The following is a 20752-nucleotide window of genomic DNA, read 5'->3' as shown; positions in this document are numbered from 1 at the left end:
GGTCGCCGGTCCTGGGGGGCGCGCCGTCCGTCCGCCGCGCGATCACCGATCCGATCGACAAGACCGGCAGTCCCGCGCCGTCCGCCGCGGCGACCGAGATCTCGTCCGGGCCGGTCCGTATCGAGGCCACGCGGAGCCGCGCCGCGCCAGACGCGCGCAACACCACGTCGCCGAAGGCGGCCGGGACCGCCGTGCTCTCGCCCGGCTGCGCGAAGGCCGCCGCCCGCAGAGCCGCGTCCAGCAGCGCCGGGTGGATGCCGAAGGACGCTGCCGGAGCGTGCTCGGAATCCGGCAGCTCGACTTCGGCGAACACCTGGTCGCCGCGGGCCCAGACCTCGGTCACGGCGGGGCCGAGCGGGCCGCTCCCGGAGGTGTCGCCGAGGTCCACGGCCGTCGCACCGGGCACCGGCCATTCCCGGCCCAACGCGGTAAGCAGTTCGTCACCGTCGCCATCGGATGATCCGGTGCTCAGCGTCCCCGTGGCATGCCGTATCCAGGTCTCCTCACCGTCCGGCCGGGCGTACACCGCCACCTCGCGGCGCCCGTCCACGCGGTCGCCGACCACGACCTGAAGCTGGACACCGCCGCGAGCGGGCAGCGCAAGCGCGGTCTCCACCACCAGCTCGTCCAGCCGGTCGCACCCGGCGCTGTCACCGGCGCGCACGGCCAGCTCGACGTAGGCGGTGGCGGGCAGTACCGCCGAGCCTCCCACCGGGTGCCCGGCCAGCCAGGGATGCGTGCGCTGGGACAGACGGCTGGTGAACACGAACCCGTCGGTCTGCGGAAGCGACAGCATCGCACCCAGCAACGGGTGCTCCGCGGCGGTCAGCCCGGCCGAGGACACGTCGACCGCCCGGTTCGAGCCGTCGAGCCAGTAGCGCTCATGCCGGAACGCGTACGTCGGCAACGCGATCCGCGTGGCGGCCTGCCCGGCGAAGAGAGTGCTCCAGTCCACCGCCACGCCCTGCGTGTGCAGCTGCGCGAGGGCCGCCACCACCGTCGCGGCCTCGCCGCGTTCGGAGGTTTTCCGCCGGCGCAGCATCGGCACCGCGACCGAGGTGCAGCTCTGCCGCGCCAGGCCCGACAGGACCCCGTCCGGACCCAGCTCGACCATCGCCGCGACGCCGTGGCCGGCCAGCCACCGCACACCGTCGGCGAACCGCACCGCCGACCGCGCCTGCCGCACCCAGTACTCCGGCGAACACAACTCCTCGTCGGGCGCCCGCTTTCCGGTCAGATTGGACACCACGGGAATCCGTGGCGGCGCACACCGCACCGATTGCAGAACCTGCCGGAAGTCCTTGAGCATCGGGTCCATCAACGCCGAGTGGAACGCGTGCGACACTCGCAGCCGCGACACCTTGGCACCACGAGCGGACACGACCGCGACGACCGAGTCCACGGCTTCCCGCGGCCCCGAGACCACCACCGAATCCGCTGTGTTGACCGCGGCGATCGACACGGTTTCGGGCAGCAACCCGGCGATCTCCGCCTCGGGCAGCCCGACGGCGGCCATCGCCCCGCCGGACGGCAGCGCCTGCATCAACCGCGCCCGAGCCGCCACCACCCGGCACGCGTCGCCGAGCGACCACACCCCGGCCACGTAAGCGGCCGTGACCTCACCGATCGAATGTCCCAGGAGATGGGCCGGGGTCACGCCGAACGCGCGCAGCACCTCGAACAAGGCCGCCTCGACGGCGAACAACGCGGGCTGCGCCCAGCCCGTCTCGTCGATCAGCTCCGTGTCCTCGCCCCACATCACCTCGCGCAACGGCCGGTCCAACAACGGATCCAGCTCGGCGAGGATCTCGTCCAACGCTCGCGCGAACACCGGCGAACGGTCGTACAAGTCGCGGGCCATCCCCACCCGTTGCGCCCCCTGGCCCGTGAACAGGACAGCGAGTTTGGCCCAGTTCCGGGCAGTGCCCAGGACCACGTTCGCGGTGGGCTCGCCGTCCGCCGCGGCGCGCAGGGCCGCCAGCAGCTCGGTCCGGTCGCCGCCCACCAGCACGGCGCGGTGGTCGAAAGCCGCACGCGAGGTGAGCAACGACCAGCCCACGTCGGCCGGGCTCAGCGCCGGGTCCGCCTTGAGCCGTTCGAGCAATCGGGCCGCCTGGGCCCGCACGGCGTCGGCCGACTTGCCCGACACCACCCACGGCAGGACGCCCTCGACGGCAGGCGGCCCGGAGGGCGGTCCGGCGGGACCGGCAGCGGCTTCGCCCGGGGCTTCGAGGATCACGTGGGCATTCGTGCCGCTGACGCCGAACGACGACACCCCGGCCCGGCGGGGGCGGCCGGTCTCCGGCCACGGCATCGCCTCCGTGAGCAGCCGCACATCGCCCTGCGACCAGTCCACCTGCCTCGACGGCTCGTCCACGTGCAGCGTCTTCGGCAGTATCCCGTGCCGCAGCGCCAGCACCGTCTTGATCACGCCACCGATGCCGGCGGCCGCCTGGGCGTGTCCGATGTTCGACTTCAACGAGCCAAGCCATAACGGCCGGTCCTCGGGCCGGTCCTGACCATAGGTCGCCAGCACCGCCTGCGCCTCGATCGGATCACCGAGCTTCGTCCCGGTGCCGTGCGCCTCGACCGCATCGACGTCCGCGGCGCACAGACCAGCCGCGGCGAGCGCCTGCCGGATCACGCGTTGCTGCGACGGACCGTTCGGCGCCGTCAGACCGTTGGAAGCGCCGTCCTGGTTCACCGCGCTGGACCGCACCAGGGCCAGCACCTCATGGCCGTGCCGACGAGCGTCCGACAACCGCTCCAGCACCACCACACCGACGCCTTCGGCCCAGCCGGTGCCGTCGGCCGCGTCGGCGAAGGACTTGCACCGGCCGTCCGCGGCGAGCCCGCCCTGTGCGGTGAAACCCAGGAACATGCCGGGTGAGGCCATCACCGTGACCCCACCGGCGAGAGCCAGCGTGCATTCCCCGGCCCGCAGCGCCTGCGCGGCCAGGTGCATCGCCACCAGCGACGAGGAACACGCCGTGTCCACACTCACCGCCGGGCCCTCAAGCCCGAGCGTGTAGGCGACCCGGCCCGAGATCACGCTGCCCGCGCCGCCGGTGATCTGGTGGGCCCGCACCTGCTCGCCGCCCCGGGCGACCAGCTCGGCGTAGCCGGACTGGTAGGCGCCGGTGAACACGCCGGTCCGGCTTCCGGCCAGCGAACTCGGGTCGATGCCCGCGTGTTCGAGGGCTTCCCACGACACCTCAAGCAGCAACCGCTGCTGCGGGTCGGTGGCCACCGCCTCTCTCGGCGAGATCCGGAAGAACGCAGCGTCGAACTCGCCCGGCTCGTCCAGGAACCCGCCCTCGCCGGTCGCCGAGGTCCCGGAGCCGGGGCCGTCCGGGCCCAGCAGAGCGTCCAGGTCCCAGCCGCGGTCCGCGGGGAACGGGCCGACGCCGTCCACGCCGTCCGCGACCAGCCGCCACAGATCCTCCGGGCCGCGCACCCCGCCGGGAAACCGGCACGCCATTCCCACCAGCGCGATCGGCTCGTGCGCGGCGTCGACCAGTGCCCGGTTCTCTTCGCGCAGCCGGCTGTTGGCCAGCAGCGAAGCACGGAGCGCCTCCGTCAGCTTGTCCACGGGCACCGTCATCGTGACCTCCGGTCATTCGGCCCGCAACGCGATGTCGACGAGTTCGCCGACATCCGCCGCGAGCAGGAGTTCTTCCTCTTCTCGCCGGTCGACCGCGGGTTCGTCGCCGTCGCGGGCCAGTTCGAGCAGCGCGTCCAGCAGCCGGGCCTTGCGCAGCTTCGCCAGCGGGATCGAGCCGAGCGCCGCGCGCACCGCCGCCTCCGACACCTCGGCCGGTTCGGGAACCTCGGCCTGACCGAAGAACGTGCCCACGTGGCGGGCGAGCCGCGCGACGGTCGGATGGTCGAAAACGACGCTGGTGGCCAGCACGGCGCCGGTCCTGGCCTTCAGCAGGTTGCGTAGTTCGACGGCCGTCAGCGAGTCGAAACCCAGCTCGTTGAAGGGCTGGTCCACATCGATCCGCACACCGGAGCCGTGGCCCAGCACGGCCGCGGCGGTTTCGCCGACCAGCTCGGTCAGCAACTCCGCACGGTCCGCACCGGACAGTGCCGCCAGCCGCCGGCGCAGTTCGTCCCGGCCGTGGCGCGTGTTGTCGGCGGCTCGCCGCGGCGCTCCGCCCGCCAGCGACCGCCACAGGGGCGCGAGGTCGTGCTGGGCGCGCAGAGCGCGCGTGTCCAGCCGGGTCAGCACCAGCAGAGGGAAACCGGTGGCGACGGCCCGGTCGAACAGGTCCATGCCCTGCTGAGCGGACAACGGCGGCATCGGCGACCGCGCGATGCGGCGCAGGTCGGTCCCTGACAGCGAACCGACCATGCCGATCTCGGTGGTCCACGCGCCCCAGGCCATCGAGAGCCCGGGCAGGCCCTCGCGGTGGCGGCGCTGCATCAGGGCGTCCAGGAACACGTTGGCGGCGACGTAGTTGGCCTGTCCCGGGTTGCCCAGCTGCCCGGCGACGGAGGAGAACACCGTGAACAGCGAGAGATCCAGGTCCCGGGTCAGCTCGTGCAGGTGCCAGGCCGCGTCCACCTTCGGTGCCAGTACCCGGTCCAGCCGGTCCTGTGACTGCGTCCCGAGCACCCCGTCGTCGAGGACGCCGGCGGTGTGCACCACACCGGTGAGCGGATGCTCCGGCGGCACCGCGGCGAGCACCCCGGCCAGTGCCTGCCGATCGGTCACGTCACACGCCGCGACGGTCACCTCCGCGCCCCGCGCCGTCAACTCCTCGACGAGGTCCGCGGCCCCAGGGGCGTCCGCGCCGCGTCGGCTGACCAGCAGCAGGTGCCGCACGCCGCGCTCGGCGACGAGGTGGCGGGCGAGCACACCGCCCAGGCCACCGGTCCCGCCGGTCAGCAGGACGGTGCCCGCGGCGTCGAGGTCCTGCGGGACGGTCACCACGAGCTTGCCGACGTGCTTGGCCTGGCTCATGAACCGGAACGCGTCCGGTGCCCTGCGCACATCCCAGCCCGTGACCGGCAGCGGCCGCAACGCGCCGGCCTCGAACAGCGTCACCAGCTCCCGCAGCATCTCCTGGATCCGGTCGGCGCCCGCGTCCATCAGGTCGAAGGCGTGGTAACTCAGCGGCCGGTCGTGGAAGTCCTCCGGTGATCGGATGTCGGTCTTGCCCATCTCCAGGAACCGCCCGCCCGGGGCCAGAAGGTCGAGCGACGCGTCCACGAACTGACCGGCGAGCGAGTTCAGGACGACGTTCACACCCGCGTCCCGGAAGGTCTCGTGGAAGCCGAGATCACGCGAAGAGGCCAGCCGTTCGGCCGGGACTCCCCACTCCCGCAGGACAGCCCACTTGCCCTCGCTCGCCGTGGCGTAGACCTCCGCACCCCGGTGCCGTGCGAGCTGGATCGCCGCCAGGCCGACACCGCCGGCGCCGGCGTGCACCAGGACCGACTCACCGGGGCGCAGCCCGGCAAGGTCCACCAGGCCGTAGAAGGCGGTCAGGAACACGATCGGCACCGACGCCGCGGTCGCGAGCGACCAGCCTGTCGGCACCTCGGTCAGGAACCGCCGGTCCGTGACGGCCAGCGGGCCGAACGCCCCCGAGACGAGGCCCATGACCCGGTCGCCGGGCCGCAGATCGGACACGCCGGGGCCGACCTCGGTGACCACACCCGCGACCTCGCCGCCCAGCGGGCCCTGCGCACGCGCGTCGTGCACCATGTCCAGCGCGTTGAGCACGTCCCGGAAGTTCAGGCCGGCGGCGTGCACCCGGATGCGTACCTGCCCGCGGGCCAAGGGCTCCTCGGTGTCGGGGCACGGCAGCAGGGCCAGGTTCTCCAGCGCGCCTTTGCCCGTCGAGTCGAGCCGCCACGGGGTGTCCGGCGGCATCGCGAGCTCGTCGGCCGGGCCGACCCTGGTGAGCCGGGCCGCGAGGAGCTGTCCGTCACGCAGCGCCAGTTGCGGCTCGTCCGCCGCGAGGACCCGGCCCAGCACCCCGGCGTCGAGCGTGCTGCCCGAGCCGGTGTCGAGCAGCACGATCCGGCCGGGGTTCTCGGTCTGCGCCGAGCGCACCAGCCCCCACGCCGCGGCGGCGGCCAGGTCCGTCACCGTTTCGCCGGGCCGCGCGGCGATCGCGCCCTGGGTCGTCACCACCAGCGGGATCGACTCGAAGCGGTCCTGGCTCAGCCAGTACTGCAGTTGGCGCAGCACCCAGCCGGTCAGCTCGTGCGTGGACTCGACCACCTGGTCCGCGTCCCCGGAGACGGCCAGCAGGACCGCGTCCGGCGCCGGCAGGCCGTCGTCGAGGGCCGCGGCGACCGCTTCCGTTCCGGTGTGGTCCTCGCCGGCCCGACCGACGGTCAGCCATCGCGCCGGCGAAGCCCCGGCCGAGGGGGTGGTGTCGACCCACTGTGTCCTCAGCAGTGTCCGGTCGCCGGTGCCGGCGCCGAGCTCGCCGGCCGGCACCGGCCGCACCGCCATCGAGCCGACCGTGAGCACCGGCCCCCCGGTGCTGTCGGCGGCCGCGATCGTGACCTCGTCCGGACCCGTCCGCGTCAGCGCCACCCGCAGCCGTGCCGCACCCGAGGCGCGGAGCACGACGCCGCCGAAGCTGAAGGGCAGCCCGCCGGTCCCGGCGGAGCCGAGCTCCGCGAAGGCCGTCGCGTGCTGCGCGGCGTCGAGCAGCGCCGGATGGATCCCGAACGACTCGGCCGCATCGCGTGCGGACTCGGGCAGCTCGACCTCGGCGAAGATCTGGTCATCGCGCCGCCAGACCCTGCGCAGCCCCTGGAAAACGGGGCCGTACCGGAGGAAACCGCCTTCGCGCAGCTGCTCGTAGAACCCCTCGGTGTCCACGTGCGTCGCCCCGGCCGGGGGCCAGGCCCGCTCAAGGACGCCGAACAGGTCGTGTCCACCGCCTCCCGGCGGTACGGCGCCCACGAACCCGGTGGCGTGGCGGGTCCAGGTGTCTTCTCCGTCGGGGCGCGCGTAGACGGCCACACTGCGCTGCTGCGCCTCGTCCTCGCTGTCGCCGACCACCACCTGCATCTGCACTCCGCCGTGAGCGGGCAGCACCAGCGGCGCCTCAAGGACCAGCTCGTCGAGGCGGTCGCAGCCGACGCTGTCGCCGGCCCGGATGGCAAGCTCCACAAAACCGGTTCCCGGGAACACCACCGACTCCCGCACCGCATGATCGGCCAGCCACGGATGTGTCCGCACCGACAGGCGGCTGGTGAACACCACCGCGTCCGAGTCGGGCGAAGGCACCATCGCGCCCAGCAGCGGATGCTCCGCGTCGGTCAGCCCGGCCGCCGACACGTCGGCCGGGCCACTCGCGAGCTCGGGCCAGTACCGCTGATGCTGGAACGCGTACGTCGGCAACGCGACCCGCACCGCGCCCCGGCCGGCGAACGCCGGGGTCCAGTCCACTGCCACACCGTGCGCGTACGCCTGGGCCACCGAGAGCACCATCCGCTGCACAGTCCCCTCGTCGCGGCGCAACGTGCCCACCACAGCCACCGCGGCCCCGCGCTCGTCGACGAGGTCCTGCACCGCGGGCACCAGCACCGGATGCGGACTCACCTCGACCACCGTGCCGTGCCCGGCCGTAAGCGCCGCCACGAGCGCTTCCTCGAACCGCACGGTGTTGCGCAGGTTCCGGTACCAGTACCCGGCGTCCCAGCCGGCCGTGTCCGCCACCTCCCCGGTCACCGAGGAGTAGACGGGGATCGCGGAAGGCTGAGGCGTGATCGGCGCGAGATCGGTCAGCAACCGCTGCTCGATCCGCTCCACCGACGGCGAGTGCGAGGCGTAGTCGACGGCGATCCTGCGCGCCTGGATCTCCTCGTCCCGGCAGTCGGCCAACAGCCGGTCCACGGCCTCCGCGCCTCCGGCGACGACCACCGACGCGGGCCCGTTGACCGCCGCCACGGAGAGTCCCGGCCGCTGCCCGAGCAGTTCCTCGGCACGGGCGGCGGACAGCGGCAGGGCCACCATCCCGCCGTCCCCGGCGAGGGTGTCCGCGATCGCCCGGCTGCGCAACGCCACCACCCGCGCCCCGTCAGCCAACGACAGACCACCGGCCACACACGCGGCGGCGATCTCGCCCTGCGAATGCCCCACCACGGCCGCGGGCTCGACGCCGAACGACCGCCACACCGCGGCCAGCGACACCATCACCGCCCACAGCACCGGCTGCACCACATCCACGCGCCCCAACGCCGCCTCGTCACCGAGCGCCTGCTCAAGCGACCAGTCCACGAACGGGTCCAAGGCCCTCGCGCACTGCCACATCGACTCGGCGAACACCGGGGAGTGCGTGTACAGGTCCTGCGCCATGCCGAGCCACTGCGCGCCTTGGCCGGGGAACACGAACACGGCCTGGTTCCCGGTCCGCGCGGTCCCCCGCACCACGGCCGGCGCTGGCTCACCGGCGGCGGCGGCGCGCAGCCCGGCGACGAGTTCGTCCCGATCACCGCCCACGACGACGGCCCGGTGGTCGAACGCGGCCCGCGAGCCGACGAGCGAGTGCCCGACGTCCAGCGGACGCGGTGCGGGATCCGCCTCGACGAACTCCAGCAGTCGCGCCGCCTGCGCCCGCACCGCTTCCTCACTCCTGCCGGAGAGCACCCACGGCACCACCCCGTCGGCGCCGGCGGCGGCCGGGTGCGCAGGCGAGTCGGCGGGGGCTTCGAGGATCAGGTGCGCGTTGGTCCCGCTCACGCCGAACGAGGACACCCCGGCCCGGCGCGGGCGACCGGTCTCCGGCCACGGCGTCGCCTCGGCGAGCAGCCGCACGTTGCCCTCGGACCAGTCCACCTGGCTGGTCGGCTCCGCCAGGTGGAGTGTCTTCGGCAACACGCCGTGCCGCAGCGCCAGCACCATCTTGATCACACCACCGACACCCGCGGCGGCCTGCATGTGCCCGAGGTTCGACTTCAACGACCCCAGCCACAGCGGCCGGTCCGCGGGCCGGTCCTGACCGTAGGTCGCCAGCAGCGCCTGCGCCTCGATCGGATCACCCAGCCGCGTACCGGTGCCGTGCGCCTCCACCACGTCCACGTCCGCGGTGGACAGACCGGCCGCGGCGAGCGCCTGCCGGATCACCCGCTGCTGGGACGGGCCGTTCGGCGCCGTCAGACCGTTCGACGCACCGTCCTGGTTCACCGCGCTCGACCGCAGCACCGCCAACACCTCATGACCGTTGCGGCGCGCGTCCGACATCCGCTCCAGCACCACCACACCGACACCCTCGGACCACCCGGTGCCGTCCGCGTCGTCCGAGAACGACTTGCACCTGCCGTCCACGGCCAGGCCGCCCTGGATGCTGAACCCGACGAAGGTGTCCGCCGCCGCCATGACCGTCACCCCGCCGGCCAACGCCAGTGAGCACTCGCCGGCGCGCAGTGCCTGCGCTGCCAGGTGCATCGCCACCAGCGACGAGGAACACGCCGTGTCCACACTCACCGCGGGACCTTCCAAGCCCAGTGTGTAGGCGATCCGCCCGGAGATCACACTGCCGGCACCACCGGTGAGCGCATGGCCCCGCAACTGGTCGTCGGCCCGGGAGACCAGTTCGAGGTACCCGGACTGGTAGGCGCCGGCGAACACGCCGGTCGGGCTGCCCGCCAGCGAGGTCGGATCGATTCCCGCCTGCTCCAGCGCCTCCCAGGACACTTCGAGCAGCAACCGCTGCTGCGGATCCGTGGCCAGCGCCTCCCGCGGCGAGATCCGGAAGAACGCCGCGTCGAAGTCGGCGACCTCGTCGAGGAACCCGCCCTCACCCGTCGCCGACGTCCCGGAACCGGGACCGTCCGTGCCCACCAGCGTGTCCAGGTCCCAGCCGCGGTCGATCGGGAACGGCGTGATGCCGTCCGCCCCCTCGGCCACCAGCCGCCAGAGCGCGTCCGGGCTCGACGCCCCGCCCGGGAACCGGCAGGCCATGCCCACCAGCACGATCGGATCGTCGGCGACCGGCACCACCGCCGGCCCGACCGGCGGTTCGGCCGATTCCGTCACGCCGAACCGGCCGGCGAGGTGGTCCACGAGGCGATTCGCCGTGGGGTAGTCGAACACCAGGCTCGCGGGCAGCGCGACCCCGGTCGCCGCCTGCAACCGGTTGCGCAACTCCACCGCCGTCAGCGAGTCGAAGCCCAGCTCGCTGAACGGCTGGTCGCTCTCGATCTCCGCGCCCGACCCGTGGCCCAGCACGGCCGCCGACGCGTCACGGACGAGGCCGAGCAGTATCTGCCGGCGGTCCGCCTCGGACAGTACGGCGAGCCGGTCCCGCAGTTCTCCGGAGAGCGCGGTGTCCTCCCGCGGTGCGGTCAGTGCCGCTTCGGCCTCCGGGAGCCCGGACAGCAAGGCGCTCGGCCGCGCCGCGGTGAACACGGGCGCGAACCGCGCCCAGTCCAGGTCCGCGACGACGATCGCGGTCTCGTCGTCGTGCACCGCACGCTGCAACGCGGCGAGGGCCGGCTCGGGCCGCATCGGCACGACCCCGAGCAGGCGCAGCTGCTCGCGTTGCGCCGCGCCCGGATCGCTCAGCGCCCCGACCCGGTCCCACGAACCCCACGCGATCGCGGTCGCGGTGCGTCCCGCCGCCCTGCGGTGGCGGGCCAGCGAGTCCAGGTACGCGTCGGCCGCCGCCAATCCGGCCTGCCCGCCGCTGCCCCAGACGCCCGCACCGGAGCCGAACAGCACGAACGCGTCGAGCTCCAGCTCGCGGGTCAACTCGTCCAAGTGGTGCGCGCCGTGGACCTTGGCCCGTACCTGCTGGTCGAGGTCGTCGGCGGTCGCCGAGGTGAGCGCTCGGTCCTCGCTCATGACACCGGCCGCGTGCACGACGGTCCGCAGTGGCCACTCCTCCGGGATGCCCGCCACCACCTCGGCCAGCGCCTGCCGGTCCGTCACGTCGGAAGCGGCGACGGTGACCCGGGCGCCGGCGACCTCCAGCTCCAGCCGCAGCGCGTCCGCGCCCTCGGCGTCGAGACCACGGCGGCTCACGAGCACCACGTGCTCCGCTCCGCGTTCGACCAGCCAGCGCGCCGCGTACCCGCCCAGCTCACCGGTGCCCCCGGTGACCAGCGCCGTCCCGGACGTCGTCCACGACGGCGCGTCCGATCCGGTCGCCGGCGCGTGAACGAGCCGGCGACCGAACACGCCTGCCGGGCGCACCGCGATCTGGTCCTCGCCGGTCGTCCCCGGCAGCGCGGCGGCCAGCCAGCGCGCGCTGCGCGGATCGAGCACCATGGGCAGATCGGCCAGCCCGCCCCACAGCGCGGGCAGTTCAAGTGCGGCGACCCGGCCCAGGCCCCACACCCCGCCCAGTGCCGGGGAGATCACCGGGTCGTGGGGCCCGACGGACATCGCGCCGCGCGTCACCACCCAGATCCGGGCGGCGAGGCCGCTGTCCAGCACGGCGCGCAGCAACGATGTCGTCGCCGCCAGTCCGGCAACGACGTCCGGCTCCAGGGCGGCGGCCAGCGACACCACACCGGTCACTCCGGCGGCGCGGTCACCGGCTTCCCGCAGCCGCTCGGTCAGCTCGGCCCCGCTGTGGTCGAGCACGAGTGTGCTCGCGCCGAGTGCGTTGGCCACCTCGGCCGCCCAGGCGTCGTCGCGCGCGCCTTCCGGGACCACGACCAACCACTCTCCGGTCGTCGGCGCTCCCGCGACGGCCAGCCGTTTCCACACCTCTCGGTAGCGCCAGCCGTTCACAAGGGCCTGTTCGTGCCGGCGGGCCCGCCACGAAGCCAGCGCGGGCACGACCGGCGCCACGACACCGTCGTCGAGTCCCAGCGTCGTGGCCAGGCCCTGCACGTCCTGGTGTTCGACCGACGCCCAGAACCGCCGGTCCGCCTGGTCCTCGGACGGTTCCGGGGCGGCCCGCACCGTGTCGGGCCAGTACCGCTGGTGCTGAAAGGCGTACGTCGGCAGCGGAACCCTGACAGCGCCACGACCGGCGAACGCCGCGGTCCAGTCCACTGCCACACCGTGGGCGGACAACTGCCCGATCGCCGACAGCACCAGGCCCGACTCGCACTGCCCGCCGGGCTTGTGCCGGCGCAGCATCGGCACGGCGGCCACGGCCGAACGGTCCTGCGCAAACCCGCAGAGCGCGCCGTCCGGGCCCAACTCGACCATCGTGGTGACACCCTGCTCGCCCAGCCACCGCACACCGTCGGCGAAGCGCACCGCCGACCGCACCTGCCGCACCCAGTACTGCGGCGAACACAGCTCTTCGTCCGACGCCCGCACCCCGGTCACGTTCGACACCACCGGAATCCGCGGTGACGCGAAGCGCACCGACTCCAAAGCCCGCTGGAACTCGTCCAGCATCGGGTCCATCAACGACGAGTGGAACGCGTGCGACACCCGCAGCCGCGACACCCGGGCAGCGCGCTGCGAGGCCAGGCTCAGCACCTGGTCGACATCGGCCCGCGGCCCCGACACCACGACCGAGTCCGCGGTGTTGACCACCGCCACCGACACGGTCTTCGGCAGCAGTCCGGCGATCTCCGCCTCGGACATCCCTACGGCGGCCATCGCCCCGCCGGACGGCAACGCCTGCATCAGCCGGGCCCGCGCCGCCACCACCCGACAGGCATCGGCCAACGACCACACCCCGGCGACGTAGGCCGCCGTGACCTCACCGATCGAATGTCCCAGCAGATAGTCCGGGGTCACGCCGAACGCCCGCAGCACCTCGAACAAGGCCGCCTCGACGGCGAACAACGCGGGCTGCGCCCAGCCCGTCTCGTCGATCAGCTCCGCGTCCTCGCCCCACATCACCTCACGCAACGGCCGGTCCAGCAACGGATCCAGCTCCGCACAGACCTCGTCCAGCGCCGCCGCGAACACCGGCGACTCCTCGTAGAGCCCACGCGCCATGCCGGCCCGCTGCGCACCCTGCCCCGTGAACAGCGCACCCAGCCGGTGCCCGCCGCGAGCCGTGCCCCGCACGACACCGGGGGCACCGCCGGCGACCGCACGCACTGCGCTGATCAGCTCCTCCCGGTCGCCGCCGACCACCACGGCCCGGTGGTCGAACGCGGTACGCGAGGTGACCAGCGACCAGCCCACGTCGACGGGCCGCGCCGAGGGCGCGCCCTCCACGTACTCCAGCAGCCGGGCGGCCTGCGCCCGCACCGCCTCGTCCGACCGGCCCGACAGCACCCACGGCACCACACCGTCGGCACCGACCACACCGGTGACCGGCGCGGGCTCGTGCGGCGCGCCGGTTTCGGCCGGGGCCTCAAGGATGACGTGGGCGTTGGTGCCGCTGACGCCGAACGACGACACCCCGGCCCGGCGCGGACGACCGGTCCGCGGCCACGGCACCGCCTCGGTCAGCAGCCGCACCTCGCCCCGCGCCCAGTCCACCCGCGTGGTCGGCCGCTCGGCGTGCAAGGTCTTCGGCAGCACTCCATGGCGCAGCGCCAAGACCATCTTGATGACACCCGCGACGCCCGCGGCCGCCTGCGCGTGCCCGATGTTCGACTTCAACGAGCCCAGCCACAACGGGCGGTCCTCCGGCCGGTCCTGACCGTACGTCGCCAGCAGCGCGTCGGCCTCGATCGGATCACCCAGCCGCGTCCCGGTGCCGTGCGCCTCGACCACGTCCACGTCCGAAGCGGACAGACCGGCCGCGGCGAGCGCCTGCCGGATCACCCGCTGCTGGGCCGGGCCGTTCGGCGCCGTCAGACCGTTCGAGGCACCGTCCTGATTCACCGCGCTCGAACGGAAAACCGCGAGCACCTCATGACCGTTGCGGCGGGCGTCCGACAGCCGCTCCAGCACCACCACGCCCACGCCTTCGGACCAGCCGGTCCCGTTCGCGGTCTCGGCGAAGGACCTGCACCGGCCGTCCGGGGACAGCCCGCCCTGCATCGTGAACCCGACGAACGCCTCCGGCGTGGCCATCACCGTGACACCACCGGCGAGCGCGAGCGAGCACTCACCGGCGCGCAGAGCCTGCGCCGCCAGATGCATGGCGACCAGCGACGAGGAGCACGCCGTGTCCACGCTCACCGCCGGCCCCTCAAGACCGAGCGTGTAGGCGACCCGGCCCGAGATCACGCTGGTCGCGCCGCCGGTGATCTGGTGTCCACGCAATTGGTCGTCGGACCGGGCGACCAGTTCGCCGTAGCCCATCTGGTAGGCGCCGGTGAACACCCCCGTCCGGCTGCCCGCCAGCGTCTGGGGGACGATGCCCGCCTGCTCAAGCGCCTCCCACGACACCTCAAGGAGCAACCGCTGCTGCGGGTCCGTCGCCACCGCCTCACGTGGCGAGATCCGGAAGAACGGCGCGTCGAACGCGTCGGCGCCCGTGAGGAAGCCGCCCTCGCCGGTGGCCGACATGCCGGTCCCGTCCGGGCCCACCAGCTCGTCCAGGTCCCAGCCGCGATCGACCGGGAACGGGCCGATCCCGTCCCCCGCCTCGCTGACGAGCCGCCAGAGGTCGTCCGGGCCCGTGACCCCGCCCGGGAGCCGGCACGCCATCCCGACCAGCACGATCGGGTCGGCGGCCACGGACACCGGCTCCGGCACGGCGGTCGGCCCCGTCGTGCGCGAGTCGCCGAACCGGTCCGCCAGGTGCCCGGCGAGCCGGGTGACGGTCGGGTGGTCGAACACCACGCCGGCCGTCAGGGCGATCCCGGTCCTGGCCTGGATCAGGTTCCGCAGCTCGACGGCGGTCAGCGAGTCGAACCCCAGGTCGCTGAAGAGCCGGGCCGGATCGATCCCGGCACCCGAGGCGTGTCCCAGCACCGTGGCGGCGGATTCGCGGACCAGCTCGGCCAGCGCCCGCTCACGGTCAGCCGCGGACATCGACGCGAACTGCCCGCCCAGTCCTCCCCCGCCGGCGGAGCGGCGGCCGGCGGAGCGCCTGCGCCCGCCCGCCAGTGTGCGCCACACGGGCTGGTCCTGCTGCTTGCGCAGGGCCGGCAGATGCAGACGGGCGAGGCCCAGTACCGGCTGCGCGGAACGCGCCGCCCGGTCGAACAGGTCCATGCCCTGCTCCGTGGTCAGCGGTGGCATCGCCGAACGCGCGAGCCGCTGGAGGCCGGTTTGCGACAGGGCGCCGGCCATGCCGGTCTCGGTGGTCCACGGCCCCCACGCCATCGACTGTCCGGGCAGCCCGAGGTCCCGCCGCCGCCGCATCAGCGCGTCCAGGAACGAGTTGCCCGCCGCGTAGTTCGCCTGGCCGCCGCTGCCGAGCACCCCGCTGAGCGACGAGAACACCGCGAACAGCGAGAGATCCAGGTCCCGGGTCAGCTCGTGCAGGTGCCAGGCCGCGTCCACCTTCGGCGACAGGACCCGGTCCACCTGGTCCTGTGACAGGGAGCCGAGCACCCCGTCGTCGACCACCCCCGCCGTGTGCACCACCCCGGTCAGCGGATGCTCCGGGGCAACGGACGCGAGCGCGTCCGCCAACGCCCGCCGATCCGTCACGTCACACGCGGCCACCGTGACCTCGGCGCCGTGGCGGGCCAGCTCGGCGACCAGCTCCGCTGCTCCCGGGGCATCCGGGCCGCGGCGGCTCAGCAGCATCAGGTGCCGGACACCGTGCTCGCCGACCAGATGCCGCGCCACGACAGCGCCCAGAGCGCCGGTGCCACCGGTGATCACCACGGTGCCCGTGACGTCCGGCTCGTGCGGCACGGTCAGTACCACCTTGCCGATGTGCCTGGCCTGGCTCATGAACCGGAACGCCTCCGGCGACTGCCGCACGTCCCACGTGGTCACCGGCAGCGGCCGCAGGACGCCGGCTTCGAACAGGTCGACGAGTTCGCGCAGCATGCGCTGGACGCGCTCGGCGCCGGCGTCGGTCAGGTCGAAGGCGTGGTAGCTCAGGCCGGGGTACCGGTCCGCAAGGGCCTCGGCCGAGCGGACGTCGGTCTTGCCCATCTCCACGAACCGGCCGCCGGACGCGAGCACGTCCAGCGAGGCGTCCACGAACTCCCCCGCCAGGGAGTTGAGCACGACGTCGACGCCCCGTCCGGCGGTGGCGGTGCGGAAAGCCTTGCGAAAGCCCGGATTCCGCGAGGACGCGAGGCGGTCCGGCCGAACACCCCACTCACGCAGGACGTCCCACTTACCCTCGCTCGCAGTGGTATAGACCTCTGCTCCGAGGTGCCGCGCGACCTGGATCGCCGCCAGACCCACACCACCGGCACCCGCGTGCACCAGGACCGACTCCCCGGTGCGAAGACCCGCGAGATCGACCAGGCCGTAGTAGGCCGTGAGGAACACGATCGGCACGGAGGCGGCCGTGGTGAACGACCATCCGTCCGGCACCACCGTCAGGAGCCGGTGATCGGTCACCGCGACGCGCCCGAACCCGCCGGGGACCAGGCCCATCACGCGGTCGCCCACGCGCAGGCCGGTCACACCGGGGCCGGTCTCGGTGACCACGCCCGCCGCCTCGCCGCCCAGCGGTCCCGCCTTGCCGGGGTACATCCCCAGCGCGTTGAGCACATCGCGAAAGTTCAGGCCGGCCGCGTGCACCCGGAGCCGGACCTGCCCGCTCTCCAGCGGCTCGGCCGCTTCGGGGCACGGCAGCAACGCCAGGTTCTCCAGCACGCCCTTCTCGGTGGACTCAAGCCGCCACGGCGTGTCCCGCGGTACGGCCAGCTCGTCGGCCGGTCCGGTTCTCGTCAGCCGGGCCGCGAGGAGCTGCCCTTTGCGCACAGCCAGTTGCGGCTCGTCGGCGGCCAGGACCTGACCCAGCATGTCGGCGTCCACGGCGGAGTCGGCGTCGAGCAGGACGAAGCGGCCGGGGTGCTCGGTCTGCGCCGACCGCACCAGGCCCCACACCGCCGCGGCGGCCAGATCGCGCACCGGCTCCCGCTCCGCGGCGATCGCACCCGATGTCGCGACCACCAGCGGGATCGCGGCGAACCGGTCGTCCGACAGCCACCGCTGCAGTTGCCGCAGCACATGGCCCGTCAGCTGGTGTGTGGAAGCGACCACTGCCTCCGGGTCACCGGAAACCGCCAGCACCACCGCCTGGGGCTCGGCGTCGGCCGCCACGGCGGTCACGTCGGCGGGATCCGCGACCAGCCACTCGTCGACCGCGGCGGCGGTGCCGGTGATCGCGGTCCACTCCGGCCTCAGCAGGGTGCCGGCGTCACCGGCGGTGAGGCTGCCGGCGGCCGGCGGCCGTACGGTGACCGAGCCGATGGACAGCACGGGCGCCCCGCTGCCGTCGGCGACCGCGAGGGTGACCTCGTCCGGACCCGTCCGGGTCAGCGCCACCCGCAACCGCGAGGCGCCCGAGGCCCGCAGCACGACGTCGGCGAAGCTGAACGGCAGCCAGCCGACCCCGGCCGACTCCAGGTCCGCGAAGACCATCGCGTGCAATGCCGCGTCCAGCAGAGCGGGGTGGATTCCGAACGACTGTGCCGAACCGCGGCCGGGCTCGGGCAGCTCGACCTCGGCGAGGATCCGGTCGCCGTCCCGCCATGCCTCGCGCAGCCCCCGGAACGCCGGTCCGTAGACGAACTCACCGCCGCCGATGCGCTCATAGAACCGCTCGGTGTCCAGTGGCGCCGCGCCCGCCGGGGGCCACTGCCGACCGAGCACGTCGAACAGAGCGTCGTCCGCGGGCCCGGCCGCGGCCGGGCTCACGGTGCCTGTGGCGTGCCGGGTCCAGCTCTCTTCGCCGTCCGGCCGGGCGTACACCGCGACAGTGCGCCGGTGCGCATCGTCCTTCCCGACGACGACCTGAAGCTGAACTCCGCCTTGCGCGGGCAGGACGAGCGGAGTCTCCAGCACCAGTTCGTCGAGCCGGTCACAGCCGGCGCTGTCACCGGCTCGGATCACCAGCTCCACGAGGCCGGCGCCGGGGAAGATCACGGCACCACGCACCATGTGATCCCCGAGCCAGGGGTGGCTGCGCACCGAGAGCCGGGTGGTGAACACGAGCCCGTCCGTCTGCGGCAACGGCAGCATCGCCCCCAGCAGCGGATGCTCCGCTGCCGTCAAGCCGGCCGCCGACACGTCGGCGGAACCGCTGGAGGTGTGCCAGTACCTCTGGTGCTGGAAGGCGTAGGTCGGCAGCGGCACCCGCGTGGCGTCACGGCCTGCGAACAGGGTGGTCCAGTCCACCTCGACGCCCTGCGCGCACAGGTGGGCCAACGCCGACAGCAGGGTCGGCACGTCGCCCCGATCGCGGCGCAGCAACGGCACGACCACCGTCTTCGGCGGGCAGCTCTGCCGCGCCAGGCCCGACAGCACACCGTCCGGCCCGAGTTCGACCAGCGCCGTCACACCCTGTTCGCCCAACCAGCGCACGCCATCGGCGAACCGCACCGCCGACCGCACCTGCCGGGTCCAGTACTCCGGCGAACACAGCTCTTCGTCCGTCGCCCGTACCCCTGTCAGGTTCGACACCACCGCAATCCGCGGCGGCGCGAAGTTCACCGACTCCAGAACCCGCTGGAAATCCGCCAGCATCGGCTCCATCAACGACGAATGGAACGCGTGCGACAGCCGCAGGCGCGACACCCGATGTCCCTGCCCGGACACGGCCTCGACGACACCGTCCACGGCCTGGCGCGGCCCGGAGATCACCACCGAATCCGCGGTGTTGACCGCGGCGACCGACACGCTCTTCGGCAGCAACTCGACGGCTTCGGCCTCCGGCAACGAAATCGCTGCCATCGCCCCACCCGCAGGCAGCGCCTGCATCAACCGCGCCCGCGCCGCGACCACCCGGCACGCGTCACCGAGCGACCACACGCCCGCGATGTAGGCCGCCGTCACCTCACCGATCGAATGCCCCAGCAGAAAATCCGGCGTCACGCCGAACGCGCGCACCACCTCGAACAACGCCGCCTCGACCGCGAACAGGGCCGGCTGAGCCCAACCGGTCTCGTTGATCAGCTCCGCGTCCTCACCCCACATCACCTCACGCAACGGCCGATCCAGCAGCGGATCCAACTCCGCGAGAACCCCGTCCAGCGCTGCCGCGAACACGGGCGACTCCCCGTAGAGCCCGCGCGCCATCCCGACCCGCTGCGCGCCCTGCCCCGTGAACAGCACGCCCAGTCGGCTGTCCTCGGCCGCTGTGCCCAGCGTCGTGCCCGGAGCGGACGCACCGGAGGCGACAGCCCTCAGCCCGGTCAGCAGTTCGTCGCGCTCGTCGCCCAGCAGCACGGCGCGGTGCTCGAACGTCGCCCGCGTGGTGATCAGCGACCACCCCACGTCGAGCGGACTCGGCGCCGGATCCGCTTCCAGATGTGCCAGCAGTTTCGCCGCCTGAGCGCGTACGGCGTCTTCGGTCTTCCCGGACAGGATCCAGGGCACCACGCCCGCGGCGCCGAGGACACCGGGGCCCGAGGGGGCCGCGGCGGGCGAGCCGGCGTCGGCGGGCGCTTCGAGGATCACATGCGCGTTCGTGCCGCTGACGCCGAACGACGACACCCCGACGCGCCGGGGGTGGCCGCTTTCGGGCCAGGGCCGGGGCTCGGTCAGCAGGCGCACGTCGCCCTGCGTCCAGTCGACCTGCGTGGTCGGCGCGTCCACGTGCAGCGTCTTCGGCAGCACTCCGTGCCGCAGCGCCATGACCATCTTGATCACGCCGGCGACACCGGCGGCCGCCTGGGTGTGGCCGATGTTGGACTTCAGCGAGCCGAGCCACAGCGGCCGTCCCACGGGTCGGTCCTGACCATAGGTCGCCAGCAGCGCCTGCGCCTCGATCGGGTCACCCAGCCTCGTCCCCGTGCCATGGGCTTCCACCGCGTCGATGTCCGAAGCGGACAGTCCTGCGGCGGTCAGCGCCTGCCGGATCACGCGTTGCTGCGACGGCCCGTTGGGCGCGGTCAGGCCGTTGGAGGCACCGTCCTGGTTGATCGCGCTCGAACGGAACACCGCCAGCACCTCATGGCCGTGGCGGCGGGCGGCGGACAGCCGCTCCATCACCACGATCCCGACACCCTCCGACCATCCCGTGCCGTCGGCGGCGTCGGCGAAGGACTTGCACCGGCCGTCGGCGGCGAGGCCGCCCTGCGCCGTGAACCCGACGAACGCGTCGGACGCGGCCATCACCGCGACCCCGCCGGCCAGCGCCAGCGTGCACTCCCCCGCCCTCAGCGCCTGGGCGGCCAGGTGCATCGAGACCAGGGACGAGGAGCAGCCGGTGTCCACGCTCACCGCGGGGCCCTCAAGGCCGAGGGTGTAGGAGACCCGGCCGGAGATCACGCTCGGCGCGCCACCGGTGATCTGGTGACCGCGCAACTGCTCGTCGGCACGCGAGAGAAGTTCGTTGTAACCGGACTGGTAGACGCCGGCGAACACCCCGGTCCGGCTCCCGGCCAGCGACGTGGGATCGATCCCGGCGCGTTCCAGCGCCTCCCACGAGACCTCAAGCAGCAGCCGCTGCTGTGGATCAGTCGCCAGCGCTTCCCGCGGCGACATCCGGAAGAACGCCGCGTCGAAGTCACCCGGCCCCTCAAGGAACCCGCCCTCGCCCGTCGCCGAGATCCCGGAACCGGGGCCGTCGGTGCCCAGTAGGGCGTCGAGGTCCCAGCCTCGGTCCAGGGGGAACGGGCCGATGCCCTCGGCCCCGTTCGCGACCAGCCGCCACAGGTCCTCCGGCCCCCGCACTCCGCCCGGGTACCGGCACGCCATCCCGACGAGGACGACCGGGTCGTCGGCCGCCTCGGTCAGGGCTTTGTTCTCCTGCTTCAGCCTTTTGTTGGCCAGCAGTGAAGCGCGCAGGGCCTCCGTCAGCTTGTCCACAGACGCAGTCAT

1 protein-coding gene and 1 pseudogene are annotated in these 20752 nt (G+C 73.3%); both read right to left on the bottom strand.

Going from position 1 to position 20752, the window contains the following annotated elements; all coding sequences use genetic code 11:
* Positions 1-31: 31 nt before the first annotated feature.
* A pseudogene (locus tag AC27LF_RS26205) lies at positions 32-3592 on the bottom strand (type I polyketide synthase); the annotation flags it as partial.
* Between the two features lie 24 nt (positions 3593-3616).
* A complete protein-coding gene (locus tag AC27LF_RS26200; RefSeq protein ID WP_479658687.1) occupies positions 3617-20752 on the bottom strand; it encodes a type I polyketide synthase in 17136 nt (5711 codons plus the stop codon).

It is taken from the genome of Streptomyces diversicolor, assembly GCF_057537855.1.
The sequence above is the reverse complement of the archived record's forward strand: the minus strand, read 5'-3'. Positions and strand labels throughout refer to the sequence as shown.